The 24,441-nt window shown below is 71.3% G+C and carries 23 protein-coding genes; 15 read left to right on the top strand and 8 right to left on the bottom strand.

Annotated features, from left to right (window positions below):
• The first annotated feature begins 13 nt into the window (after positions 1–13).
• The 3 genes from ACH4XV_RS02235 to ACH4XV_RS02225 all read left to right on the top strand — a co-directional run bounded on the left by ACH4XV_RS02235 (position 14) and on the right by ACH4XV_RS02225 (position 3,075).
• A complete protein-coding gene (locus tag ACH4XV_RS02235) occupies positions 14–1,372 on the top strand; it encodes a sensor histidine kinase (protein ID WP_395786277.1) in 1,359 nt (452 codons plus the stop codon).
• Complete coding sequence (locus tag ACH4XV_RS02230; RefSeq protein WP_395786275.1) at positions 1,369–2,028, top strand: response regulator; 660 nt, start codon at positions 1,369–1,371, stop codon at positions 2,026–2,028. The genes ACH4XV_RS02235 and ACH4XV_RS02230 overlap by 4 nt, the downstream gene beginning before the upstream one ends.
• Before the next feature lie 96 nt (positions 2,029–2,124).
• Complete coding sequence (locus ACH4XV_RS02225; protein WP_395786273.1) at positions 2,125–3,075, top strand: ATP-dependent DNA ligase; 951 nt, start codon at positions 2,125–2,127, stop codon at positions 3,073–3,075.
• A 24-nt stretch (positions 3,076–3,099) separates the two neighbouring features.
• Here ACH4XV_RS02225 and ligD read toward each other — a convergent pair whose 3' ends face one another.
• Positions 3,100–3,981 (bottom strand): non-homologous end-joining DNA ligase, encoded by an 882-nt coding sequence (gene ligD, locus ACH4XV_RS02220; protein WP_395786271.1) that lies wholly within the window; start codon positions 3,979–3,981, stop codon positions 3,100–3,102.
• A gap of 103 nt (positions 3,982–4,084) precedes the next feature.
• Here ligD and ACH4XV_RS02215 point away from each other — a divergent pair, with 103 nt between their 5' ends.
• A complete protein-coding gene (locus tag ACH4XV_RS02215; RefSeq protein WP_395786269.1) occupies positions 4,085–5,014 on the top strand; it encodes a Ku protein in 930 nt (309 codons plus the stop codon).
• Between the two features lie 93 nt (positions 5,015–5,107).
• On the opposite strand, the gene ACH4XV_RS02210 is transcribed toward ACH4XV_RS02215, so the two are convergent.
• Together ACH4XV_RS02210 and ACH4XV_RS02205 are read right to left on the bottom strand one after the other, a co-directional pair.
• Positions 5,108–5,380, bottom strand: a complete 273-nt coding sequence (locus ACH4XV_RS02210) for a hypothetical protein (protein WP_379998208.1) — start codon at positions 5,378–5,380, stop codon at positions 5,108–5,110.
• Positions 5,381–5,567: 187 nt separating this feature from the next.
• Positions 5,568–7,058, bottom strand: coding sequence for a pyridoxal phosphate-dependent decarboxylase family protein (locus ACH4XV_RS02205; protein WP_395786267.1), 1,491 nt, complete (start codon positions 7,056–7,058; stop codon positions 5,568–5,570).
• 153 nt (positions 7,059–7,211) lie between these two features.
• Here ACH4XV_RS02205 and ACH4XV_RS02200 point away from each other — a divergent pair, with 153 nt between their 5' ends.
• From ACH4XV_RS02200 to ACH4XV_RS02180, 5 genes are all read left to right on the top strand, one after another.
• Positions 7,212–7,757, top strand: coding sequence for a GNAT family N-acetyltransferase (locus ACH4XV_RS02200; protein WP_395786265.1), 546 nt, complete (start codon positions 7,212–7,214; stop codon positions 7,755–7,757).
• A 96-nt stretch (positions 7,758–7,853) separates the two neighbouring features.
• Entirely contained in the window at positions 7,854–8,285 is a 432-nt protein-coding gene (locus tag ACH4XV_RS02195) for a nuclear transport factor 2 family protein (RefSeq protein ID WP_395786263.1), read from the top strand.
• 165 nt (positions 8,286–8,450) lie between these two features.
• A complete protein-coding gene (locus ACH4XV_RS02190) occupies positions 8,451–9,920 on the top strand; it encodes an SDR family NAD(P)-dependent oxidoreductase (RefSeq protein ID WP_395786261.1) in 1,470 nt (489 codons plus the stop codon).
• A gap of 242 nt (positions 9,921–10,162) precedes the next feature.
• Positions 10,163–10,777 carry a hypothetical protein gene (locus ACH4XV_RS02185; RefSeq protein ID WP_395786259.1) on the top strand — a complete coding sequence of 205 codons (615 nt, stop codon included), beginning with the start codon at positions 10,163–10,165 and terminating at the stop codon, positions 10,775–10,777.
• Between the two features lie 85 nt (positions 10,778–10,862).
• Positions 10,863–12,308 (top strand): CHRD domain-containing protein, encoded by a 1,446-nt coding sequence (locus tag ACH4XV_RS02180; protein ID WP_395786257.1) that lies wholly within the window; start codon positions 10,863–10,865, stop codon positions 12,306–12,308.
• A gap of 165 nt (positions 12,309–12,473) precedes the next feature.
• Here ACH4XV_RS02180 and ACH4XV_RS02175 read toward each other — a convergent pair whose 3' ends face one another.
• Both ACH4XV_RS02175 and ACH4XV_RS02170 read right to left on the bottom strand, forming a co-directional pair.
• Positions 12,474–13,493, bottom strand: coding sequence for an NADP-dependent oxidoreductase (locus ACH4XV_RS02175; protein ID WP_395786255.1), 1,020 nt, complete (start codon positions 13,491–13,493; stop codon positions 12,474–12,476).
• Between the two features lie 55 nt (positions 13,494–13,548).
• Positions 13,549–15,024 carry an MFS transporter gene (locus ACH4XV_RS02170; protein ID WP_395786253.1) on the bottom strand — a complete coding sequence of 492 codons (1,476 nt, stop codon included), beginning with the start codon at positions 15,022–15,024 and terminating at the stop codon, positions 13,549–13,551.
• A 147-nt stretch (positions 15,025–15,171) separates the two neighbouring features.
• On the opposite strand from ACH4XV_RS02170, the gene ACH4XV_RS02165 reads away from it, so the two are divergent.
• Both ACH4XV_RS02165 and ACH4XV_RS02160 read left to right on the top strand, forming a co-directional pair.
• Positions 15,172–15,639 carry a MarR family winged helix-turn-helix transcriptional regulator gene (locus ACH4XV_RS02165; RefSeq protein ID WP_395786251.1) on the top strand — a complete coding sequence of 156 codons (468 nt, stop codon included), beginning with the start codon at positions 15,172–15,174 and terminating at the stop codon, positions 15,637–15,639.
• Positions 15,640–15,790: 151 nt separating this feature from the next.
• Complete coding sequence (locus ACH4XV_RS02160; RefSeq protein WP_395786249.1) at positions 15,791–16,342, top strand: hypothetical protein; 552 nt, start codon at positions 15,791–15,793, stop codon at positions 16,340–16,342.
• Positions 16,343–16,355: 13 nt separating this feature from the next.
• On the opposite strand, the gene ACH4XV_RS02155 is transcribed toward ACH4XV_RS02160, so the two are convergent.
• On the bottom strand, positions 16,356–16,964 hold the full coding sequence (locus ACH4XV_RS02155; RefSeq protein WP_395786247.1) for a TetR/AcrR family transcriptional regulator: 609 nt from the start codon (positions 16,962–16,964) through the stop codon (positions 16,356–16,358).
• Between the two features lie 118 nt (positions 16,965–17,082).
• Between ACH4XV_RS02155 and ACH4XV_RS02150 the strand changes: the two genes are divergently transcribed.
• The 3 genes from ACH4XV_RS02150 (at position 17,083) to ACH4XV_RS02140 (ending at position 20,788) form a co-directional block, all read left to right on the top strand.
• The gene (locus ACH4XV_RS02150; RefSeq protein ID WP_395786245.1) at positions 17,083–18,858 is read left to right on the top strand and encodes a CDGSH iron-sulfur domain-containing protein; all 1,776 of its coding nucleotides are present in this window, start codon (positions 17,083–17,085) and stop codon (positions 18,856–18,858) included.
• Positions 18,859–19,061: 203 nt separating this feature from the next.
• The gene (locus ACH4XV_RS02145; protein WP_395786243.1) at positions 19,062–19,937 is read left to right on the top strand and encodes an SAM-dependent methyltransferase; all 876 of its coding nucleotides are present in this window, start codon (positions 19,062–19,064) and stop codon (positions 19,935–19,937) included.
• Between the two features lie 128 nt (positions 19,938–20,065).
• Positions 20,066–20,788, top strand: coding sequence for a hypothetical protein (locus ACH4XV_RS02140; RefSeq protein WP_395786241.1), 723 nt, complete (start codon positions 20,066–20,068; stop codon positions 20,786–20,788).
• Positions 20,789–20,806: 18 nt separating this feature from the next.
• Here ACH4XV_RS02140 and ACH4XV_RS02135 read toward each other — a convergent pair whose 3' ends face one another.
• Positions 20,807–22,123: a lysine N(6)-hydroxylase/L-ornithine N(5)-oxygenase family protein gene (locus ACH4XV_RS02135; protein ID WP_395786239.1), complete on the bottom strand. Its 1,317-nt coding sequence runs from the start codon at positions 22,121–22,123 to the stop codon at positions 20,807–20,809.
• Between the two features lie 384 nt (positions 22,124–22,507).
• Between ACH4XV_RS02135 and ACH4XV_RS02130 the strand changes: the two genes are divergently transcribed.
• Positions 22,508–23,152, top strand: a complete 645-nt coding sequence (locus ACH4XV_RS02130) for an FMN-binding negative transcriptional regulator (protein ID WP_395786237.1) — start codon at positions 22,508–22,510, stop codon at positions 23,150–23,152.
• Between the two features lie 131 nt (positions 23,153–23,283).
• Here the strand turns inward: ACH4XV_RS02130 and ACH4XV_RS02125 are convergent, their stop codons facing one another.
• Positions 23,284–23,853 (bottom strand): LmbU family transcriptional regulator, encoded by a 570-nt coding sequence (locus ACH4XV_RS02125; RefSeq protein WP_395786235.1) that lies wholly within the window; start codon positions 23,851–23,853, stop codon positions 23,284–23,286.
• Positions 23,854–24,441 lie beyond the last annotated feature (588 nt).

Raw genomic sequence — 24,441 nt, 5'->3', positions numbered from 1 at the left:
AGGAACGATCGACGTGGCGACGGCGGACGACACCCCCGGCCGGGTCGGCCCCGGGCACTCCGCCCTCCGGGACCGCACCGAGCGCGACGACGCGCGGATCGCCCGCTACCGCAGGTTCGCCCCGTTCTTCCTCCTCGCTGCCTCGGCCGTACTCGCCACCCTCAGCGTCGCGCACGGCTACGGCTCCACCGGCGAGTACCAGGCCGCCCTGGTCCTGACCGTCGTGGCCGGCGCCTGGTCGTGGTGGATGGACAGCCGGCGCCCGATCGGCCCGGAGCGACCGCGCCTGTTCCACCTCTACTTCTGGGTCCGGTGGGGGTTGAGCGCGGTCCTGGTCGCGCTCAACCCCTGGTACGCGGTGTTCGCCTTCCTCGGCTACGTGGACGCCCGCCGCTTCGGCTTCGGCCGACTCGGCTCGCTGGCCACCGTCGCCACCGCCGCCGTGATCACCCTGGCCCAGATGGGCGGACGCGCCGAGTTCACCGTCGGCAACCTCCCGCTCTACGTCTCGCTCACCGCGATCAACGCGATCATCGCGTCCGCGATCGTCCTGGTCGCCAACGCCGTGCAGGTGCAAAACGACGAGCGCAAGCAGGTCATCGACGCACTCGCCGACGCCAACGCGCGCCTGGAGACCGCGCTGCGGGAGAACACCGGCCTGCACGCGCAACTGCTCAACCAGGCCCGGGAGGCGGGTGTCCTGGCCGAGCGGCAGCGGCTGGCCGGCGAGATCCACGACACGATCGCGCAGGGCCTGGCGGGCATCGTCACCCAACTGGGCGCGGCGCACGAGCAGGCCCGCCGGCACGGCGGCGTACCGGCCGACTGGCAGCGGCATCTCGACCAGGCCCGCGACCTGGCCCGGGACGGCCTGAACGAGGCGCGCCGCTCGGTCGAGGCGTTGCGGCCCGCGCTGCTCGCGGAGCGGGTACACCTGCCGGAGGCGATCGCCGAGTTGGTCGCGCGCTGGTCCGAGAGCACCGGCACGCCGGCCGCCGCCGGGACCGACGGTGTCGTACGGGAGCTTCCGGTGGACTGCGAGGTGGCTCTGTTCCGGGCCGCGCAGGAGGCGCTGGCCAACGTCGCGAAGCACGCCCGCGCTATCCGCGTCGGGGTCGCGTTGACCTACCTGGACAACGTGGTCCTGCTCGACGTCCGCGACGACGGCATCGGCCCGACCCGCACCGACGACACCCGGTTCGACCGAGACGGCGGCTACGGCCTGCACGCGATGCGCCACCGGGTGGCCGGGGTCGGCGGCACCGTCACGATCGAGGGCGCCCCCGGCGAGGGCACCACGGTCAACGTGGCCGTCCCGACCGGTCCGCCCGCCGCCGGCCCCGGCACCGCCCCGAAGGAGACGCACGCATGACCGCCGCACACCCCACCCCCGGCGAGGCCCCGATCCGCCTGTTGATCGTCGACGATCACCCGGTGGTCCGGGACGGCCTGCGCGGCATCTTCGCCGGCGACCCCGGCTTCGACGTGGTCGGCGAGGCGGGCGACGGCGCGGCGGCGGTGGACCGGGTCCGGGTGGGTGGGGTGGACGTGGTGCTGATGGACCTGCGGATGCCCCGGATGGGCGGCGTCGAGGCGATCCGGGCACTGCGCGAGGTCGCCCCGGACGTCCGCGTGTTGGTGCTGACGACGTACGACACCGACCGCGACGTACTGCCGGCGGTGGAGGCAGGGGCGACCGGCTACCTGCTCAAGGATGCGCCGCGCGACGACCTCGTACGCGGGGTGCGGGCCGCGCACGCGGGGCAGGCGGTGCTCTCGCCGTCGGTGGCCGGCCTGGTGATGGGCCGGGTCCGCGCTCCCGAGCCGGCCCCGGCGGTGCTCAGTCCGCGCGAGTCGGAGGTGCTGCGCCTGGTCGCCGGCGGCGCCACCAACCGGGATGCCGCGGCGGCCCTGTTCGTCAGCGAGGCCACGGTCAAGACCCACCTGCTGCACCTGTACGGCAAGCTCGGCGTCCGCGACCGCGCCGCCGCGGTGGCCGAGGCCTACCGCCGCGGCCTGCTCGTGTGAGCCCTGCGCGCCCCGGACCGGCCCCGGTCGTCGACCGTTGCGCCGTCCGGGCGACGCCGGGTGTATATCCGCGGCGGCGCGACCACGCTCACCCCCATGCCCGAGCTGCCCATCTACCCGCCCATGCTGGCCACCCCGGGCACACTGCCGCCCCCGGCCGAGGACGAGCGCTGGGCGTATGAGACCAAACTCGACGGTCAACGCTGCCTCACCTACCTCCCGGGCGACGGAACGGTGTCGTTCCGGGCCCGTTCGGGCGCGGACATCACCGGGGCCTACCCGGAGTTGCAGGGGTTGCGCGACGTCCTGGGCGCCCGGCCGGCGATCCTGGACGGCGAGGTGGTCGCGCCGGATCGGCACGGGCACAGCGACTTCGAGCGGTTGCAGTCCCGGATGGGCCTGGTCGACCACCCCGCCGAGGCCGCCCGGATGCGCGACGTGGTGCCGGTCCGGCTGCTGCTCTTCGACGTGCTGTTCCTGGATCGGCGGACCACGGTGGACCGCCCATACCTGGAGCGGCGCCGCCTCCTCGAGGGGCTCGACCTGCACGGATCGCACTGGGCGACGCCGACCGCGCTGATCGGACACGGCGAGACCGCCCTCGCGGCCACCCGGGAGGCGGGCCTGGAGGGCCTGGTCTGCAAGCGCCTGGATTCGGTGTACACCCCCGGCGTGCGCTCGCCGAACTGGGTGAAGATCCGGCACGCACACACCCTGGACGTGGTCGTGGGCGGCTGGCTGCCCGGTCGCGGCCGGCTGGCCCACCTGCCCGGCGCGCTGCTCGTGGGGGTACGCGAGGCCGGCCTGCTGCGCTTCGTCGGCGCCGTCGGGTCCGGCTTCGCCGATCGGGAGCGGACCATGCTCGGCGAGTTGTTGCGGGTTTCCGCGATCGACGAGTGCCCGTTCACCCCCGAGCCGGTCGTGGTCGACGCCCACTGGGTACTGCCGCGCCTGGTCGGCGAGGTCCGCTACGCCACCCGCACCCGCGCGGGCCTGCTCCGCCACCCGGTCTGGCACCGCCTACGCCCGGACCTGGCCGAGGACTGAGCGCACTACGCGGCACCGGCGCCGCTACGGCAGCCGCCCCGTGGTCCGCGCCGCCAGCAGGGGCGCGAAGCCGTCGCCGTCCCGGGCCACGCGCTCCAGCACCTCGTCCGGGCCGAAGGCCAGCTCCGCGGCCGAGTCGATCTCGGCCCAGGTCACCGGGGCGGACACGGTCGGCTCCGGGCCGGCCCGCAGCGTGTACGGCGCGGCGGTGGTCTTGGCGGAGGCGTTCTGGCTCCAGTCCACGAAGACCCGGCCGGCCCGCAGGTTCTTCGCCATCCGGTGCACGACCAGCTCGGGCCGCTCCCGTTCCAGGCGTTGTGCGAGCGCCTTCGCGTAAGCGCTCGTGGCCGCCTCAGGAGTCGGCTTCAGCGCCGCGTACAGGTGCAGCCCCTTGCTCCCGGACGTCTTGACCACGCAGGTCAGCCCGTCCTCGGCGAGCACGTCCCGGGCCAGCAGCGCGACCTCGCGACACTCGGCCATTCCCGCGCCGGGCCCCGGGTCCAGGTCGAGGACCAGCCGGTCGTGGGCGTCCGGGTCCGTGCCCCACTGCGGCACGTGGATCTCGATCGCCGCCAGGTTGGCCGCCCACATGAGCGTGGCCAGGGAGTCGACGTCGACCTGCCGCCTGGTCTCCTCGTGCCCGACCACCTCGATCGTGCTCACCCACTCGGGCGCACCGGGCGGCACGTGCTTGGCGTAGAACCGGGTTGTGCCCTCGACGCCGTCGGGGAGGCGGATGAACGACGCGGCGCGTCCGGCGACGTGCGGAAGCAGTACGGGGGCCACCTTCGCGTAGTAGTCCAGCGCCTGGCCCTTGGTGTACCCGGTCTCGGGCCACCAGACCTTGTCCAGGTGGGAGAGGGTCAGGGTGCGTCCGTCGACTGTCGTGGCGATGCGGTCCGGCATACGGTAAAGGTCCCCCTGTGCCCGTTTTCGATGCATTTTGTGGCACATCGAAGCAAAGACGTACAACAGCGGACCATGCCCGCCCCGCGATTCTGGAGAGCCGATGCGCAGCAGCTGGAAAGGCGCCATCACGTTCGGACTGGTGAGCATCCCGGTCCAACTCTTCCCCGCCACCGAGGAGCACAACGTGCCCCTGCACCAGGTGCACGAGACGGACGGCGGCCGGATCCGGCTCAAGCGCTACTGCGAGTTGGAGGAGCGCGAAGTCCCGTACAAGGAGATCGCCAAGGCGTACCAGGCGCCCGACGGCCGGCAGGCGGTGCTCACCGACGCCGACATGGCGGAGTTGCCGCTGCCCAGCAAGAAGGTCATCGACGTGCTCGCGTTCGTGGCCGACGACGAGATCGATCCACTGATGCTCTCCAAGGCGTACTACCTCCAGACCGCGACCCCGGCCGCGGCCAAGCCGTACGTGCTGCTGCGCGAGGCGCTGACCAAGGCCGGCAAGTCCGCCGTCACCAAGATCACCCTGCGCACCCGGGAGAGCCTGGCCCTGCTGCGGGTGCACGACGACATCCTGATCCTGCAGACCATGTTGTGGCCGGACGAGGTGCGCGCGGCGGACGGACTGGCCCCCGAGGGCAAGTTCGACATCCGGCCGCAGGAGCTGAAGATGGCCACCTCGCTGATGGACACGCTCAGCGAGGACTTCGACATCCAGTCGCTGCACGACGACTACAAGGAGGCCCTCGACTCGCTGGTGGTCGCCCGCCTGGAGGGCGCCGAGCCGGTGGAGGGAGGCGAGGAGGCCGCCGCGACGCCGGACAACGTGGTCGACCTGATGGCCGCGCTGACCGCGAGCGTCGAGGCGGCCAACCGCAGCCACGGCCGGGCCCCCGCGAAGAAGGGCACGGCCCGCAAGTCGGCCGCGAAGAAGACGTCGGCGGGCGGCTCGTCCGGGAAGGGCAAGTCGGCGTCGACCGCGAAGAAGGCCGCCGCCAAGAAGACCACCCGCAAACGCACCAGCGCCTGACGCGGACCCGGCCGGCGGCGGCCCACCGTCCGGCGTCCCGACGCCCGGCGTCCCGGCTCCCGGCCCGGCGGGCCGCGACGCCGGCGGGTGCGCTCAGGCTGTGGGGAACGCCGCGATCCGCTCCGCCAAGGGCACCGGCTCCTCGGCGATGCCGTCGGCCGAACCGCTCGCCAGGCGTGCGCACACCCCCCGACAAGCGAAGGTCTGCCGCTCCTCGACGTGGCCGACCGGCACCGCGTCGGGCGCCGGCTTGTCGGCGGGGGCGCGCAGATCGCGCCCGCACATCGTGCAGGCCAGGCCGTAGGTCATCTCGACCGTGGGGCGGGGGCTTCGGCGGTGTCCAGCGATCGAGTGCTGTGAGTACATGCGTTCGAATCCTCCGGTCGGCCTGGTGCTCGAATGTCCGAATCACCGCAGACGACGCCGGCACGGACAAACGGCATACGAGGTGCCCTCGGTCTCCTCAAAGTACTCCCCCCATTCGCCCACCCGGACCCCTACGCGGAATCGTTTCGACATCGCGTCCGGATCGCCGCGACCCACCCGCGTGGCGCTAGGCGTCGCCGGCCGCGGACCTTGCACCGCGCGACTCGGCCGCCACCCGGGCGCCGATCTCCCGCACCACGGCCGCGAGCAGATCGATATCGGCCGCCGACGTACGCCAGTTCACGATCGCCGGGCGCAGCGCCACCCGCCCCCGGTACACGGTGGTGCCCACGTACACCCGGCCGTCCGCGTTCAGCTCGGCCCCCAGGCGCCGGTTCAACTCGTCCAGTTCGGCCTCGGTGAGCGGTTCGGTGCGCGCATCCGGGCCCGACTCGGCCGGTCGATACCGGAAGCACACCACGCACAGCTTCACCGGCGCGAGCAGCTCCAACTCGGGTGCCTCCTCGACCAGTTCGCCGAGCCGGCAGGCGAGGTCGTGGTGGCGTTCGATCATCTCCCGGTAGCCGGACCGGCCGTACGCGCGCAGCGTGGCCCAGATCGGCAACGCCCGGGCACGGCGCGAGGATTCGGGCCCGAGCCGGTTGTAGTCGAGGTGCGTGTCGCCGGTCTCCGGCAGGTACGGGGCGTTCCAGGACCCGAACGCCCGCCCGAGCATCTCGGCGTCGCGCACGAACACGAAGCCGCTCTCGTAGGGCACGTTCAGCCACTTGTGCCCGTCGGCGGCCACCGAGTGTGCCCGCTCGACGCCGTGCACCAGGTGGGCGAGTCGGGGCGAGACGCCGGCGAACAGCCCGAAGGCGCCGTCCACATGCAGCCAGGCGCCGTAGCGTCGGGCCAGGTCGACGAGCGCGTCGATCGGGTCGAAATCGCCGGTGTTCACCTCGCCCGCCGAGGCGATCAGCACCGCGGGCCCGTCGATCTCGATCAGCGCCCGCTCCATCGCGTCGATGTCCACCCGACCGGCGTCGTCGCGCGCGCAGATGTGGACCGTATCCCGCCCGCAGCCCAGGATCTGCAACGCCTTGCGGTTGCTGGGATGTATGTAGCCGCTCGCCAGGACCGGCATGGTCGGCAACCCGGCCAGCCCGTCGGCGGTGACGTCCACGCCGTGTTGTGCGGCCCACCAGTGGCGTGCGCACGTGAGCGCGGTGAGGTTGGCGAACGTGGCGCTGGGCGTGAGTACCCCGCCGTACGTGTCGGGCAGCCCGAACAGGTCCTTGAGCCAACCGATCACCACCGTCTCGGCCTCGGTCGCCAGCGGTGACGCGATCCACAGGCCCGCGGGCTGGTCGAGCAGTCCGGTGACCCAGTCGCCGGCCTGCGCGGCGGGGGTGGCACCGCCCACGACGAGATGGAAGAACCGGGGCCCCGAGGACTGGATCGCGCCGCGCGTACCGATGTCGAGCAGTTCCTCGATACTGGCCAGGGTGCCGTCGCCGCGCTCGGGCAGCGGGCCGCCCAACCGGTCGAACACCACGTCGGCGGCCTCGTCACGGACCGGCAGTTCGGGCAGCGCCTCCAGGTAGCGTCCGGCGGCCCCGGCCACCAGATCGAGGGCGGCGCGGGCGAGATCACGTTCGTGGAGGGGATCAGCCATCCGAGCAGGGGATCACGACCGGCCCGCCCGCGTCGAGTATTTCTGGACCCCGAACGGCTTTTGACGGCCCATCAGGATCGCCGCGCGGGCGTGGTTCGCGGCGCCCCGGGGAAGTCCCCTCTCGGAGACGGACCACCCCGACCGGGAGGAAGCGTGGCGACCGAGATCGAGCTGACCCACCACCGCGGCGGTGACCTCGACGAGATCCGCGAGGTACTGCTCGACGTCTACGCCGAGGTGTACGCGGCCGAGTCGGCGCAGCCGTTCCAGTCGGTGGACGCCTTCGCCGAACGGCTGGCCGCGTACGCCGCCTCGCCGGGGTTCGAGTGTGTGATCGGGTGGAGTCGGGACATCCCGGTGGGCTACGCGTTCGGCTACACCCTCCAGCCCGGCGCGCGCTGGTGGATCGGGCTGACCGAGCCGGTGCCGGCGGTGGACATCGAGGAGGACGGGCGGCGTACCTTCGCGCTCAACGAGTTGATGGTGCGCGAACCGTGGCGGGGCTCGGGCGCGGCGCGGGTGATCCACGACCGGCTGCTCGCCGCCCGCACCGAGCAGCGGGTGACGCTGCTGGTCGACCCGACCCATCCCAGGGTGTTGGCCCTGTACGAGCGCTGGGGCTACCACGTGCTCTGCGACCTGCGCCCGGCGTGGCCGAACGCGCCGCTGCTGACCGTGCTCCTGCTCGATCGCACCTGAGCGGCCGGGTGTTCCGGACCCGGCCGCGGTCCTGTTCCCGATTTCGAGAAACCTTGCCTCTGTTCAGTTTCGGCGCTCGTACATAGTGTTCGCGCCATGAGTGACGCGACCGCGAACAAGCGGCTGATCGAACAGTTCTGGCAGGACCTGTACGCCCGCGACTTCGCCAAGGTCGCGGCCTGCTTCGCCGCCGACGGCCACTACACGGACGTCGCCGCGCCCGGGCCCGGGGCGACCGGCCCGGTGGCGATCGAGGCCCGGCTGCGACTGGGCCTGGACATGCTCACGGGCTATATCCACCACCACAAGAGCACCGTCGCCGAGGGCGACCTCGTGGTGACCGAGCACGCCGAGGAGTGGCACTGGAAGACCGGAGAGCAGGTGGTGCTGCCGTTCGTGTCGGTGCACGAGTTCCGTGACGGGCTGATCGTGCGCTGGCACGACTACTGGGACTTCGGCACGCTCATGAACGCCGCACCGCAGTGGTGGCTGGAGCACGTCGCCCAGGGCTACGCGCAGGGCGCCTGACGCCGAGGCGAAGCCGCAAGGCCGACGAGCCCGCCCGCACCGACGACCGCTTCGGTACCGACTGCCCGACCACCGGACCGGATGAAAATTGGCCCACGTGTCGGCACGACGTAGAGTTCCGCCGGGGTTTTGTGGCACCGGCGAGCACAGGAAACGGCAACGGCGATGACAGCGAGTAGCGAGATTCAGGCGGACACGGGCGTGGCGGAGGGGATCGACCCCGCGCGTATGGAGTTGTGCCTGAGCGTGCTCGCCGAGGTGGAGGACCTCGACGTCGAGCATCCCGACGCGGTGCGGATCCGTCGGGCCACGGCCGCGATCTACAAGAGCGTCAAGGAGCGCCGCCGCAAGGAGCGCCGGGACCGGGTGCTCGCCAACGACGAGGCGGTCACCGCCGCGACCGCGACCGGCGCGCCGGGCCGGATCGACGACGAGACGCTGGGGATCGCGCTGACCACGGCCACCACCACCGAGATCGCCGGTGTCCTGGAGCGCGCGCGGGCCTGCTACATCTGCAAGCAGCGCTACCGCGAGGTGGACGCGTTCTACCACCAGCTGTGTCCGGAGTGCGCCGCGTTCAACCGGGCCCGCCGCGACCAGCGCACCGACCTGACCGGCCGCCGTGCGCTGCTCACCGGCGGCCGGGCCAAGATCGGCATGTACATCGCGCTGCGCCTGCTGCGCGACGGCGCGCACACCACGATTACCACCCGCTTCCCCAACGACGCGATCCGCCGCTTCGCCGCGATGCCGGACAGCGCCGACTGGCTGCACCGGCTCAAGATCGCCGGGATAGACCTGCGCGACCCGGCCCAGGTGGTCGCGCTGGCCGATTCGGTGGCCGAGGCGGGGCCGCTGGACATCCTGATCAACAACGCCGCGCAGACGGTACGCCGGACCCCGCAGGCGTACGCGGCCCTGGCCGCCGCCGAGGCCGCGCCGCTGCCCGCCGGCGAGTTGCCGCAGATGGTGTCGTTCGGCCACGTCGGCGGCAGCGGCCACGTGCTGCTGCCGGGCCAGTCCCGCGGCGACGACCAGGCGCTGACCCCGCAGGCGCTCACCGCGCTCGCGCTGACCAGCGGCTCGGCCTCGCCCGCCCGGATCGAGACCGGCACGGCGATCGACGCGGGCGGCCTGGTCCCCGACCTGGACCCGGTCAACAGCTGGGTGCAACGGGTGCACGAGGTGGACCCGGTCGAGCTGCTCGAAGTGCAACTCTGCAACGTGACCGCGCCGTTCGTCCTGGTCAGCCGGCTGCGTCCGGCGATGGCGGCGGCCAAGGCGCGGCGGAAGTACGTGGTCAACGTGTCCGCGATGGAGGGCCAGTTCAGCCGCGGCTACAAGGGCCCCGGCCACCCGCACACCAACATGGCCAAGGCCGCGTTGAACATGCTCACCCGCACCAGCGCCGAGGAGATGTTGTCCGACGGCATCCTGATGACCGCCGTGGACACCGGCTGGATCACCGACGAGCGCCCGCACCCGCAGAAGATGCGCCTGGCCGACGAGGGCTTCCACGCACCGCTCGACCTGGTCGACGGCGCGGCTCGGGTCTACGACCCGATCGTGCGCGGCGAGGCCGGCGAGGACCTGTACGGCTGCTTCCTCAAGGACTACGCGCCGGCTGCCTGGTAGGCCGCCGACCTGCGCTTTTCGGCCCCGGCGAGGATTCTCGCCGGGGCCGTTTCGGGTCCGGTCGGAATTCGTCGAAAAAACTTTCCCGACCGTTGAACCCTCTTCGACCCCTCCCCCGTACTGCTGGATGTCGACGCACCACCGACCGGCAGCGCACCGGTCGACCCGCCCGGGATCGGAACCAACAACCGTTCCGCGTAGGGCAGTTCGACTCATTCATCGATCTTTTCCGGGGGTTCACCATGTCTGTCTTCAGCACGCGCGGCTTCGCCGCGGTCGCCATCGCCGGTGCGCTCGGGCTCGGTCTGTCCGCCTGTGGCGACGACTCGAAGAGCAACACGTCCACCGGCACCACCCCGCCGGCCGCCACACAACCGGCGCAGTCCGCGCCGAGCGCGCCCGGCACACCCGGTGGGGCCGCGAACGGCGGGGTGGGCAAGGCCGTCCTGAAGGCGGGCACCGATGCCAAGCTCGGCCCGATCGTGACCGACGGCAACGGATTCACCCTGTACCGCTTCGACAAGGACACCGCCAAGCCGTCCAAGTCGAACTGCGACGGCGCCTGCGCCACCCAGTGGCCCCCGGTGACCACCACCAGCGGCGTCACCGTGACCGGCGTCGACCAGTCCGCCGTCGGCAGCGTCACCCGCAGCGACGGCAGCTCCCAGGTCACCATCGCCGGCTGGCCGGTGTACCGCTTCGCGCCCGACACTCAGCCCGGCGACACCAAGGGCCAGGGTGTGAACGGGACTTGGTTCGCGGTGACCCCCGACGGCAAGAAGGCGGGCGCGGGCGCGACCGGCGCACCGCAGACGAGCAAGGCGCCGACCACGAGCGGTGGCGGCTACGGCTACTGATCGACCCGAGCGGTAGGCGCCGACGCCCGTCGGCGCCGCTCACCCGGCACGCATCCATCCCACCCAGTCTTCGGGGAGACTCGTCATGTCCGCACGCAGGTATCCGCTGCCCGCACTCGCCCTCGCCGCCGGTCTCGTGTTCGCCGTGGCCGGCTGCTCGTCCTCGGACACCAAGTCCGGTGCCACGCGCCCCGATCCGGCCGCCGCGGCCAAGGGCGCCAACGATCCCGGTACGGTCCACGGCGCCGAACACGGCGGCGCCGTGCCGGCCTCCGACGCGACCACGACCGGCGCCGCCGAGCCCGCGACCGGCGAGGAGACGTTCTTCGCCGCGGGCCTGACCGGGGCCAACGAGGTCCCCGGCGGCAACGCGCGGGTCGGCGACCCCGACGGCAAGGGCACCGCGCTGGTCCGGGTCAAGGGCGACCAGGTGAGCTTCGGTATCCGGTGGGAGGGCATCGGCGCGCCGACCGCCGCCCACCTGCACCTGGGCGGCAAGGGGCAGAACGGCGAGGTCAAGGTGCCCTTCTTCGCCTCGCCGCTGCCCGACTCGGCGACCGCGGTCACCGGCGCCGTCAAGGTCACCGACGCGGCGCTGCTCGACCGGATCAAGAGCGACCCGGCGAGCGTGTACTTCAACGTGCACACCGGCGAGTTCCCCGGCGGCGCGGTACGCGGGCAGTTGGTCAAGCTCGCCCGCGCGGCCGACGTGAACAGTGTGCTCAAGACCGGCACGCTGCCCGCCGAGGCGACCGGCAAGCAGGAGGTGCCGAACGCCGAGGGCAAGAAGACCGCCGACCCGGACGGTCGGGCCGACACCTCGATCCGCCCGTGGGGCAACTGCATCGACTGGTCGTTCAGCTGGACCGGGATCGCCCCGCCCACGCTCGGCCACCTGCACCGGGCGGCGGCCGGGGCCAACGGCGACGTGGTCGCGCCGCTGTTCGACGCGAAGACCGGCCTGCCGCAGTCGGTGACCGGACTGGCCGGCACCGTCGAGGGCATCGACCCGGCTCTGGTGGAGCGGATCAACGCGACGCCGGCGAACTACTACACCAACCTGCACACGGGCGAGTTCCCGGGCGGCGCCGTGCGCGGGCAGCTTTCCCGCAAGGTCACCCCGAAGTCGCCGGCGCTGAACCTGTCGGTGGTCGCGGGCAAGCAGATCTACCAGTGCACGGCCAAGGACGGCGGCACCGCGTTCACCCAGCTCGACGTCGCCGCCAAGCTCCAGGGCGACCTCAAGCACACATTCGTGACCCCGACGGCGGGCCCGCCGCAGTGGGTCGCCCCCGACGGCAGCTCGGTCACCGGCGCGGTGGCGAGCAAACTGCCCAACGGCGACGGCAACATCCCCGAACTGGTGCTGAATGCGACCCAGACCGGGAAGCCGGACGCGCTGCTGTCCGCGACCACGCAGGTACTGCGCCTGAACACCCGGGGCGGCGTGGCGCCGGCGGGCGCGTGCGACCCGGCCACCCGGCCGACGGCGGAAGTGCCGTACCAGGCGGACTACCTGTTCCTGGGCTGAGTCGAACTCCCCTCCCCCGAGGGTGAGTCACCGGCCCGCACCACCCCGAAGGGCCGCGCGTAGACCCCCACGCGCGGCCCTTCGGCACGTCTGCGTCCGATCACCGCGGCTGATCACCGCAGCCGGTCGCCCCGGCCGCCGGCCCCGCCCGTTCACTCCGGCGGCTCACTCCGGCAGCGCGACGACCATCTTCCCGGTGTTCTCCCCGCGCAGCATGCCGAGCAGCGCGGACAGGTTGTTCTCGATCCCCTCGACCACCGTCTCGCGATACTTGAGTTCGCCGCTCCGAAGCCAGCCGCCGACCTCGGCCAGGAACTCGTCGCGCCGGCCGAAGGAGTCGATCACGATGAAGCCCTGCAACCGCAGCCGCTTGCCGATCGACAGCGCGAGGTTGCGCGGCGCGGGCGTCGGCTCGGTGGCGTTGTACTGCGCGATCGCGCCGCACATCGCGACCCGGCCGTGCGTGTGCAGCGCGCCGATCGCGGCCTCGAGGTGCTCGCCCCCGACGTTGTCGAAGTAGACGTCGATGCCCTCGGGCGCGGCCTCGGCCAGCTGCTCGGCGACCGGCCCGTCCTTGTAGTTGAACGCCGCGTCGAAGCCGTACTCGTCCTGGAGCAGGGCGACCTTGTCCGCCGAGCCCGCGCTGCCGATCACCCGCGAAGCGCCCTTGAGCCGGGCGATCTGGCCGACCTGGCTGCCCACCGCGCCGGCCGCGCCGGAGACGAACACCGCGTCGCCCTCGCGGAAGGACGCGATGTCGAGCAGCCCCACCCAGGCGGTCAGGCCGGGCATGCCCAGCACACCGAGGTAGGCGGACAGCGGGGCGAGGTCGGGATCGACCTTGACCGCCCCGGCCCCGCGGCCCTCGACCACCGAGTACTCGCGCCACCCGAGCCAGTGCTGCACGTGGTCGCCGACCGCGAAGGCGTCCGACCGGGAAGCGACGACCCGGCCCACCGCGCCGCCCTCCATGGGCTCGTTCAGCGCGAAGGGCGGGGTGTACGACTTGACGTCGTTCATCCGGCCGCGCATCGCCGGGTCGACGGACAGGAACAGGTTGCGGACCAGGATCTGCCCGTCCGCGAGCTCCGGAATCTCGACCTCGCGCAGGGCGAAGTCCTCCTCCTTCGGCCAGCCCTTCGGGCGGGCGAGGATGTGCCATTCGCGGCTGGTGGTGGGGGTCATCTCGGGTGGCCTTTCTGAGGTGGGTCGGACGGGCGGAGGGGACGGGCGCGGTCGGTCAGGCGTCCACGGACTCCTGGGCCCGGGGGTGGGGCACGGCGACGGGTTCGGCCCTGGCGGGTACCCGCTGGAGGCCGAGCAACGCCACCCCGACGACCAGGACCAGCATCACGCCGGCGATCACGAAGCTGAGCGTGAATCGGCTCTCCGCCGGGATCGGCGGCAGGCCCGGGGGCAGGCCCTCGACCGACTTGGACGCGAGCAGCGAGGTGATCACCGCGCTGGCGATCGAGCTGCCGACGCTGCGCGAGATGGAGTTGATCCCGTTCGCGATGCCGGTCTGGTGGTGCGGTACGCCGGCCACGATCAGCGCGGGCATCGCCGCGTAGCCGAACGAGATGGCGATACCGGTGAGCATGCCCGCGAGGATCACCGACGCGGACGCGCCGTGCCCGAAGGCGAGCCAGGCGAAGCCGGCCACCCCGACGGCCGAGCCGATCGCGAGCGTGGCCCGGGCACCGATCCGGCCCACGAGCAGACCGCCCAGGGGCGCCGCGAGCAGCGAGATCAGCGCGCCCGGGAGCAGGTATTCCACCGAGGCCCGCAACACCGAGGCGCCGAAGCCGTATCCGGCCACCCGCTCGGGCATCTGGACCAGGTAGGAGATGCCGATGAACTGGCTGAACGCGGCGAAGCCGACGAACAGACCGGCCAGGTTGGTCAGCAGGACCGGGCGGTGCACGAACATCCGCAGGTCCACCAGCGGGTCGGCGACCCGGCGCTCGACCCAAACCCACACGAAGGCCATCACCACCGCGCCGACGAAGGAGCCGATGGTGCGGCCGGACGCCCAGCCCCACTCGTGGCCCTGCGAGATGCCCAGGAGCAGCAGGACCAGGAACAGGCCGAGGGTGGCCGCGCCCAGCAGGTCGATCCGGCCGCCGGCCTTGACCCGGCTCGCCGGCACCCGGATCAGCACCGCGACCAGGGCCACGACGGACAGGATCCCGGAGAACCAGAACACCAGGTGGTAGTTCGGGTCGTCACCGCGCGTGAGCAGCCCGGTGGCCACCAGGGACAGACCGCTGCCGAACGCGAGCGTGCCGCTGATCAGCGCCATCGCGCCGGGCAGCTTCTCGACCGGCACCTCCTCGCGGATGATCGACAACGCGAGCGGGAAGATCGCGGTCGCCGCGCCCTGAAGCACCCGGCCGACGATCAGCAGCGGCAGCGAGGACGTCACGGCCGCGAGCACCGAGCCCGCGATCATCACGATCAGTACGCCGATCAGGGTCGGCCGTTTGCCGTGCTGGTCGCCGAAGCGGCCGAGCAGCGGGGTGAACACCGCCGCCGACAGCAGCGTCGCGGTGGTCACCCAGCCGACTCCGGCGGGCGTGGTGTCCAGTTCCTGCTGGAGCAGCCCCAGGATCGGGATGACCTGCGTCTGCGCCATCGCGACGACCATGGCGGCCAGGCCGAGGGCCAGGATCAGCGGTCCACCGGATCGTCGCGTGTCGGGCGGGGTGGGGGTCACGGGTGTTCTTTCTACGAGCGAGAAGCTTGTCGGCCTCGATGGTTGAAGTCTTCAAGCAATAGGACGAGATCGACCGTAGACACCCGGAAATTGCTACGTCAAGTTCAATGGTTGAAGTCCTCAACCTTTTTGCACTACCTTGGGGTCATGAGCAGTCTTGGCGTCATGAGCAGTCCTGAGCCGACCACCCCTGAGCCGAGCACCGCCGAGATCATGGACGCCATGGCCGCCGTGGGTACCGCGTACTTCCACGACTTCGCCGCGGTGGTCAGCCGGCACGGGCTCACCTCCGTGCAGGCCAAGACGCTGTCCCTGCTGCGTCGCCCGCTGCCGATGCGCGGGCTGGCCGATCGGCTGGTGTGCGACGCCTCCAACGTCACCGGCATCGTGGACCGGCTCGAATCGCGGGGCCTGGTCCGCCGCGAGGCCGACCCCGCCGACCGGCGGGTCAAGAACGTGGTGGCCACCGAGGAGGGGCACGAGACGATCCGCCGGATCCGGGCCGAGATGCACACCACGCGCGCCGCGCTCGACGCGCTCACCCTCGACGAGCGCGCCGCGCTGTACCGCCTGCTGGGCCGGCTGCGCCCGGCGATGGAGGCCCCGCACGCCTGACCGCGCCGGCGGCGGCTCCGGTCCGCCCCGGGCCGACCGCGCGAATCGGCTTGCCCGAAGGTGCGCGCGCCCGGCACGCTCGGTCGGTGACCGCGATTCCCGAGATCGAGTTCCCCGCGGCCGCACCGGCCCGGCACCGGTTCGGCAGCGCATGACCACCGATCCCGAAGACGCCCCATCCGGCCTGCACTTCGTCTCCACGCCCCTCGAACTCGGCGACCCCGCCTGGGTCTTCCCCTCCGTCGCCAAAGACGAGGCGGCCGGCGTCCGGGCCGCGCTCGCCGAGGCCGATGCCCGGCTGCGCGAGACGGGCGCACACCTCGGCGTCCCCGGCTCGGTGCACTACGTCGGCCAACACTTCGACGGGATCCACTGCGCGAGTGTGCAGGGCCGGCTCGAACTCCCCAACGGCCGGAGCTTCCTGGCCGCGCTGTACTTCCCCCGGCGCTGCGCCTTCGACCTGCGCTGGGGGCCGCCCTGGGTGAGCGAGATCGAGATCGCCCGCGCGTGCCCGCCGCCGGCGGACTGCGGCGGTCATCCCGAGGCCGAGTGGTCCGGCGAGTACGACACGCCCCCGGCCGCGGCCCGGGCCTTCGCCGCCCACGCCGCTCGGCTGCGGGACAGGGTTGTGGCCCGACCCCGGTCCGCGTGGCTCGCGGCCGAACCGGATGCCGGTTGCCGACCGTTCGACCCGGCGACGTGAGCGGGCCGATCCGCTACCGCGCGTCGGGGTCCGCCGGTGGGACCGTGCCGCCGAGGGCGCGCCAGAGCAGCGCCGCGGTGCGATACGGCCAGTTCGTCGGGACCGGCGCACCGGCCAGTTCGCGGCCGTACCAGGAACCGGTGCACATCGTGAGGGCGACCTCCAGGTCGGCGTCGGGGGCGAGTTGGCCTTGGCGGCGGGCCGCTTCCAGCGCGGCGAGCAGGCGCGCGCGGCGGGGGGCGATCACCCGGGAGCGGTAGCGGGCGCGCAGTTCGGGGTCGGTGGTGTCCTGGAGCATCGTGCCGACCAGGGACATCCGGCCGGGTTTGCCGACGCCGCGCTGGAAGTCGGCGAGTTCGGCCACCAGCGTGCCGAACGGGTCGGCGGCGCCGACGTCGTGCTCCTCCTCGGCGAGCGCGGTCACCACCGCCGCGGCCAACTCGGCCTTGCCGGGCCAGCGTCGATACAGCGCCTGGCGGGTCGTGCCGGCCTCCTGGGCGACCGCCGCGAGCGACATCGCGGCGTATCCGTCCCGGGCCAGATGTTGTCCCGCGACGGCCAGGATGCGGGCGTCGATCGCGCTGTCCCGCGCCCGACCGGCACCGCGACTGGCACTTTCCATTCCAATACACTCCTGTATTGTATTGATCGGCAACGCACCGAGAAACAGGGGTAGCGAGCGTGATCATCGTGTTCAACCGTCCCATCATCCCGCCGGGCCGATCCACCGGCGGAACCCCGTGACCGGCGCACCGATCCCGAGCCGGTTGCGGGCGCTGCTGACCCGGGCGCACACCCTCGACCACGCGCTCACCCGACGGATGACCGACGCCGACGCGGGCGAGCCGCTGCGGGACACGGTGATCCGACCGCTCGCCGAGGCACTGGTCGAGGTCGGCGGGAGCGCCGTCGAGCCGGAGCCGATCGACCCGACGGCCGCCGACGCGGATCCGGCCGGCCTCGTGCGCGCCCTCGCCGCGGACGTCACCCGGCTGCGCGCCGAGGTCGACCCCGAGCCGCCGCTGGGCGTCCAGGAGGCCGCCGCCGCGCTGCAACACCTGGCCTGGCTGTTCGCCGACGAGGCCGATCGGGCCGCGCTGGTCGAGGAGTTCGCCGCCCTCCAAGCCGGTCTGCCGACCCGGATCCTGGTCGCGCCCAACGGCCCGTACCTGGTCACCAACGCCACGCGCGTCACCGACCGGCTCGGCGAACCGATCCCGGTACTGCCGCAGACCGCGCTGTGCCGGTGCGGCGAGTCGACCACCAAACCGCTGTGCGACGGCAGCCACGCCCGGAACGGGTTCACCGGCGCCAAGGACCCCGGCCGGGTGCCCGACGAGCGGCGGACGTACCCCGGCGCGCCCGTCGCGGTCACCGACAACCGCGGCATCTGCGCGCACTCGGGCCTGTGCACCGATCGGCTCTCCACGGTCTTCCGGCAGAAGGAGGAGCCGTTCGTGGCGCCCTCCGGCGACCGCATGGACGAGATCGTGCGCACCGTGCGGGCCTGCCCGTCCGGCGCGCTCGACTACCTGATCGACGGACAGTCCCCGCCGCCGCAACCGCGCGACCCCGCTATCGAGGTCTCGCAGGACGGCCCGTACCGGGTGACCGGCTCGATTGCGCTGGTCGGCGCCGACGGCGAACCGGAACCGCGCGGTCCGGGCGCCCCGACCGAGCACTACAGCCTGTGCCGGTGCGGCCATTCGCAGAACAAGCCGTTCTGCAGTGGCATGCACTGGTACGTGAACTTCGCCGACCCGCCGCGCTCCGAGGAGCCCACGCTCTACGAATGGGCCGGCGGACTGCCCGCGCTGACCCGCATGACGCACATCTTCTACGACAAGTACGTACCGCAGGATCCACTGCTCGGCCCGCTGTTCGCCCGGATGGCACCCGACCACCCCGAGCGGGTGGCGGCCTGGCTGGTCGAGACCTTCGGCGGCCCCAAGCTGTACACCGAGCAGTACGGCGGCTACGACCACATGGTGGGCGAGCACGCCGGCAAGGCGCTGACCGAGGAATGGCGCACCCGCTGGACCCAGTTGATCGGCCGGGCCGCCAACGACGCGGGCCTGCCCACCGACGCCGAGTTCCGCGCCGCGTTCGTCGCCTACGTCGAGTGGGGCTCGCGCATCGCGGTGGAGAACTCCCAGCCCGGCGCCCGACCGCCGGCCCACATGCCCGTACCCCGCTGGTGGTGGGTCTGCGGCGCCACCCCCGGCGCCCGGGTCTCCGCACTGGCCCCCGTCGCGACCGAGGAGACGACCGGCATGCCCCTGCCGACCGAGGACCAACCGATCGGCTTCGCCGAGCACATCAAGCCGCTGTTCCGGGAGATGGACCGCAAGTCGATGAGCTTCATGTTCGACCTGTGGTCGCACGACGACGTCAGCGCGCACGCGCAGGCCATCCTGGCCCGGCTGCGCCAGGGCAGCATGCCCTGCGACGGCGCCTGGCCCGCCGACCGGGTGGACGTCTTCGCCCGCTGGGTCGACGAGGGCACCCCGGCGTAGTGCCGGTACGCGCCGGTGCCGGCGGTCCGCACCACGGGGGCCGACCGCCGGCGCCGGTCGTACTCACCCGGCACACCGGTCGGTTGCCGACCGGCCTCGGGCATGTCCCGGTTCCACGACAGCGGTTGCTTGTCGACCCGAACCGCGAACGTCCCCGGTAGGCTCGGCGCACGTACGGAATCTGTGGTGCGGAGGCAGGCGGCGTGACATCCATATCCGCGGGGCACGCGGGCGAAGGCGACGAGAACGCTTGGCGGTTGCCGCGACTCGACGAGATCGAGAGCAGGCTGCCCACCCGGATCGACACGACCGTTCCGCATACCGCCCGGATCTACGACTATCTTCTCGGCGGCAAGAACAATTTCGCGGTCGATCGGGCCACCGCCGACACCATCGTCGCGGCGATCCCCGACCTGCCGGTCAGCCTCCGGCTCAACCGGCTCTTCCTGCGCCGCGCCGTGCGCTACGCGGCCCGCCGGGGCATCCGCCAGTTCCTGGACATCGGCACCGGGATCCCCACCTCGGGCAACACCCACGAAGTGGCCCACGAGATCGCCCCGGACGCCCGGGTGGCCTACGTGGACAACGACCCGATCGTGCTCGTGCACGGCCGGGCGCTGATGACGGACGCGGATCCGGGCCGGACCACGTTCACCCAGGCCGACCTGCGCGCGCCCGAGGACATCCTGTCCGCACCGGAGGTGCTGGAGGTCATCGACTTCGACCGGCCGGTGGCGCTGATGCTGGTGGCGATCCTGCACTTCATCCGGGACGACGAGAAACCGCACGACATCGTCGCCCGCCTCCGCGACGCGCTGCCCTCCAAAAGCATGCTGCTGCTCTCGCACGCCTCCTTCGACGCCAACCCGAACCAGGGCCGCAAGGGCGCCGAGGGCTGGAAGAACGCCTCCGCCGAGATGACCATGCGCCCCTACGACGAGATCCGCGCCATGTTCGCCGGATTCGACCTGGTCGAACCCGGATTGCGCACCCACTGGAACCCGGACGGGGAGCCCGAACACCCGCTGGACGAGGTCGAGAACGTCTGGGGCTACGGCGCCGTCGGCATCAAACCCTGACCCCCGCGACACCGCACGGACTCGCGTGCGCGCGGCGATTCACGATGCGGACGGGCCGCCCGCGCCCGACGGGATCCGACCCGCGATACTTACCCGTCGGATTCCCGGGTTCGCAGGCAAGGAACGTCGTGTACACATCCCGAATGGCCGTGATCGCCATGGCGGTCGTCCTCTGCTGCGCCACGCTCGCCGGCTGCGCCGGTGTCGGTGACGCGCTGGAGTCCAACGTCGACCGGGACGCGCGGGACCTGGTCCGCGAGTCGGCGAGTCTGGTCCGCGGTGCCGACGACATCCGCATCATCGGCGACCAGGTGCTGACCTCCACCAGGCGCGTCGACTTCGACCTGTGCGTGCGCGAAGGCCGGGACTACCGGGGCACGTTCGAGATCAACGGGCGCCCGGGCGAGGCGATCGTGGTCGGCGGGAAGTCCTACCTCAAGGCCGGCGCCGAGTTCTGGGAGTGGGCCGGCACGAGCCTGCCCGACACCGCCGCGAACAGGCGCAAGTACGCCGATCGTTACGCGATGCTCGCGTACGATCCGACCAATCCCCTGGACACGGTCGGCGTGGTCTTCGCACCCGGCGCCGACGGCTACACCAAGGGCGAACCGGTCACCATCGACGGCCGTACGCTGATCCCCCTCACCCGGGTCGACGGGGAGGGGGACGCGCAGGGTCGGCGGCGGTCGCGCACGGTCTATGTGCGGGCGTACGGCAAGCCGTATCCCGTCGTCATCCGCTCCGAGGGCACCCGTCCGCAGAATGCGAGGATCACCCGCAGCGAACGCTCGTGCGTGCCCGCCGCACCCCCCGCGGGCGAGGTCGTGGATCGCCTGCCTGCGGGGAAGTAGCGGCTCGGGTCGGTGACGTCAGCCGTGCAGGGCCTCCGCCGGACGGCGGCCGAGGATCGACTCGGCGATCTCGCCGCTGCGGATGGCGAGATTGGACAGGAGCGAGGAGGTCAGCCCGTGGGTGTGCTCCGTACCGCCCTGGAGATAGATACCGCAGCGCAGTTCGGGCGAGGTGACCAGTCGGTAGTCGCGGCCCACCCGATGCCGGCCGGCCTCGTCGCGCAGGCAGTACCGATCCAACTCGCCCAGCAGGCGGCTCGGTTCCATCGCCTCGTAGCCGGTGGCGAACACGATCGCGTCCACGTCCAGTTCGGGCGACTCGTCGTCGAGCAGCGACAGCAGTGACACGCGCGTCTCGTCGCCCGCCCGCTTGACCTCGTCGACCCGGGTCAGGTTGAGGAAGTGCAACCGCTCGGCCCCGCGCACCTCCTCGTCGTACGAGCGCCGGTACAGGTCGCGGATCACCTCGGCGTCGACCACCGAATAGTTGGTGTTTCGGTGGTACTGCCAGAACGCCTCGCGGGTGCGGTCGGTCCCGAAGTAGTACGCGTCGACCGCGTTCGGGTCGAACACCTGGTTCGCGAACGGGGTGTCGTCGGCCACGCAGTAGCCGTACGACGGGATGATCGAGTAGACCCGGGCATGCGGGAGTTCGTCGTAGAGGAACCGGGTGATCTCGGCCGCGCTCTGGCCCGCGCCGACCACCGCCACGGTGCGCAGCCCGGTCGGGTCGGTCCGGCCGTACTTGTCCAGGAACTCCGAGCTGTGCCAGACCCGTTCGTCGGCCTGGATGCCGTCGGGCAGACGCGGTACCAGGCCGGTGGAGATGGCCACGTTGCGCGCGTCGACGGTGCGGGTCCCGGAGCCCTCGCGGATCTCCAGGCGCAGATGCTCGGCCGAGGCCGGGTCGACGCCCGCCGGCAGCCGGATCGCGGTCACCTCCGAGCCGTAGTGCACCCGGTCGGTGAAGCTCGCCTGCGCCCACTCCAGGTACTGGTGGAACTCCTGGCGGGTCGGGAAGAAGTCCTGGTTGTTGACGAACTGCGTGAGCCGGCCCACCTCGTGCAGATAGGACACGAAGCTGAACCGGGACGCCGGATTCCGGAACGTGGCCAGGTCCTTCATGAACGAGATCTGCATGGTCGCGGTTGGCAGCAACATATTGCGATGCCAGCCGAACGCACGCTGCCGCTCGAAGAATATCCCCCCGGGTCCGTCCGGGGATCCGTCTCCACCGGCACCCCCGTACTCCTCCAGGGCGATGGCCAGGGACAGATTGGAGGGCCCGAATCCAATGCCCGCCACGTCGTAGATTTCATGTGCAAAAGTACCCATAGAATACTCTCTCGCTAGCGTGGCGGCGACAGGGGCTTCGGTAACTTCGACGGGTCGGTCACGGAAACCGGGAAGGGACCCTGGTCGGGCGTCCTGGAATTCAGCGGAAAACTTCGTCGAGCGTTGTCGGCTGTTCCCGCATCTCTCGACCGGAGAACCGGGAGAAACGCATTCGGTATTGCGCCGGGAAGCACCGCAGCTTCAACTTAGAGGGGCCGAGCACACCTTTCAAGGGCTCGGTCGCAATGCAGCGGAGTACGCCGTCCTGCCGACGGGACAACACCCCCGCCGCGGCGGCACCCCGCTCGTATCCATACCAAGGACTCCGGCTCCGTCGTCGTGGAGCCGCGCCCTGCACCAGGTCACCGAAAGGGTGAGTTCCGGATGTTCGTTCCCGGGCAGTATCGCGAACCGGACGGTTCGTGGATGGTCGAGCTGATCCGCAGTAATCCGTTGGCGCTCGTGGCACTGAACGGCAGCCCCGAGGACGGGCCTTTCGCCACACACCTGCCGGTGATCCTCGATCCCGAGCGGCACACCGAATGGAGCGACGACCTGGTCGGTGTCACGTTGCTCGGACACATGAACCGGGCGAATCCGCATTGGCGGGCGCTGACCGACGGCTGCACCGTGCTGATCACCTTCACCGGACCGCACGCGTACGTCTCGCCGACCGTGTACGAGATCACGCCGGCCGCACCGACCTGGAACTTCACCTCGGTTCATCTGCGCGGCACGGTGGAGAAGATCGATTCACTGGACGAGACGCTGGGCGTGGTGAAGTCCACCGTCCGGGCCTTCGAGAGCGAGCACGGAACCGGATGGGACATGACCGAATCGGTCGAGTACTTCCGCAGCATCGTGGCCGGCGTGGGCGCCTTCCGGATCCGGGTGACCCGGGCCGACGGCATGTTCAAGCTCAGCCAGGAACAACCCGGCGAGGTGCGGGACCGGGTGCAGCGCTCGTTCGACGAGCGCGGGTGCACGCGGCATCGCGCCACGGCCGAGTTGATGAGCCGCCTCCCCTGACCGTGGCCCCGACCTGCCGATGGGGCCCGTGCTCGACCCGGAGCACGGGCCCCTCGGCCCACCGGAGCGGGAAGTCGGGCGGGGCGTACCGGACTTCGGGCCGCCCCCGCGCCGACCTGCGTCCGGATCGGTCAGACGCCGACGCCGGCCTCCTGCGGCACACCCTCCTGTACGTCCTCCAACGCGACCTCGATGGCGTCCTCGAGCACCCGTTCGGCGGCGTGGTCGAGAGTCGCGAGCACCCATTGCTCGAAGTCGATCCCGGAGTGTTCGGCGGCCTTGTGCCACCACTGGATACGATCACCGGGCACCGCGAGACGACGGGTCGCCTCGATCTGCCGGCCGTCGCGCCCCTCGTCCGCTCGCGCGTCGCGGATAGCGTTGCGCAGCTGCTTGGTGGTCCACTTCATCTGTTCCGCGCGATCCAGCCACAGCTCCTGTTCACCGATCGGCAACGAGGCCAGCTCGGCATGATGCTGGAAACTGAGCGCGGATCGCCGACGATCGAAGTCGAATCTCCTGGAGACCCACGCATAATTCCGAAGCGTCTGGTAGCTTAACCCCGCTGCGCGTATCCCTCGCTGATACAGGTCGGTATAGTGATCTTTTCCGTATACCAACCAGTCGCCGAGCCACCACGACGAGGAATCAAGTATTCCCGAGAGCTTACGCCCGGCTTGCTCCCAATCCTCGAAGGTCATGTCGGCCGGGATTTGCAGACCCACCTTTGTGGTGAGCAATCGTCCGCAATGCGGCGGATGTTCCCTGACAGCTCTTCGCGGGCGGGCGACCACTCCCGGCCCCGAGTGCAACTGGGCCTCTCTCTCGCGTTCGTGAACTCTCGTCTGGTTCGCCACCATGCCTCCATGTGCGTGCATGCTCGAACAAGCAAATAATGCGCAGGTCATAACCGCTGTTTGCGCAGTGCGTTGCCCCAGGGAGTTCTGCTACGGGGTGTGCCCGATATCCGATCTGCATTCAGCGGACCATCGGCCCCGCCGCGGGCTCCGGTGTCGCCGGTCGCCTACGGATCACCCCCACCCGGGTGATCGGCGGCACGACTTCCGGAAGCATGCGGCTACACCACGCAGAGGGCGCGGTGTCAGGGTCGGACATGGTCGACATGTGTACGAATGCGTGCATCAACGGTTTGCCCCGTTCGCCTCTTTACAGATCCCCGTTGGCGTTGCGGCTGTCGGCGGCACACCCCCGCCGACTCCCGAAGATCCACATTCAGAGTGGTGCTCTTCGGGCCTACCCGAGTAGATCTCAGCAGGTCCCGGAAATCA

The sequence above is a fragment of the Embleya sp. NPDC020630 genome (assembly GCF_044334985.1).
Taxonomy (GTDB): domain Bacteria; phylum Actinomycetota; class Actinomycetes; order Streptomycetales; family Streptomycetaceae; genus Embleya.
Note: the sequence above shows the minus strand (reverse complement) of the source record. Positions and strands in the feature narration are given on the sequence as shown.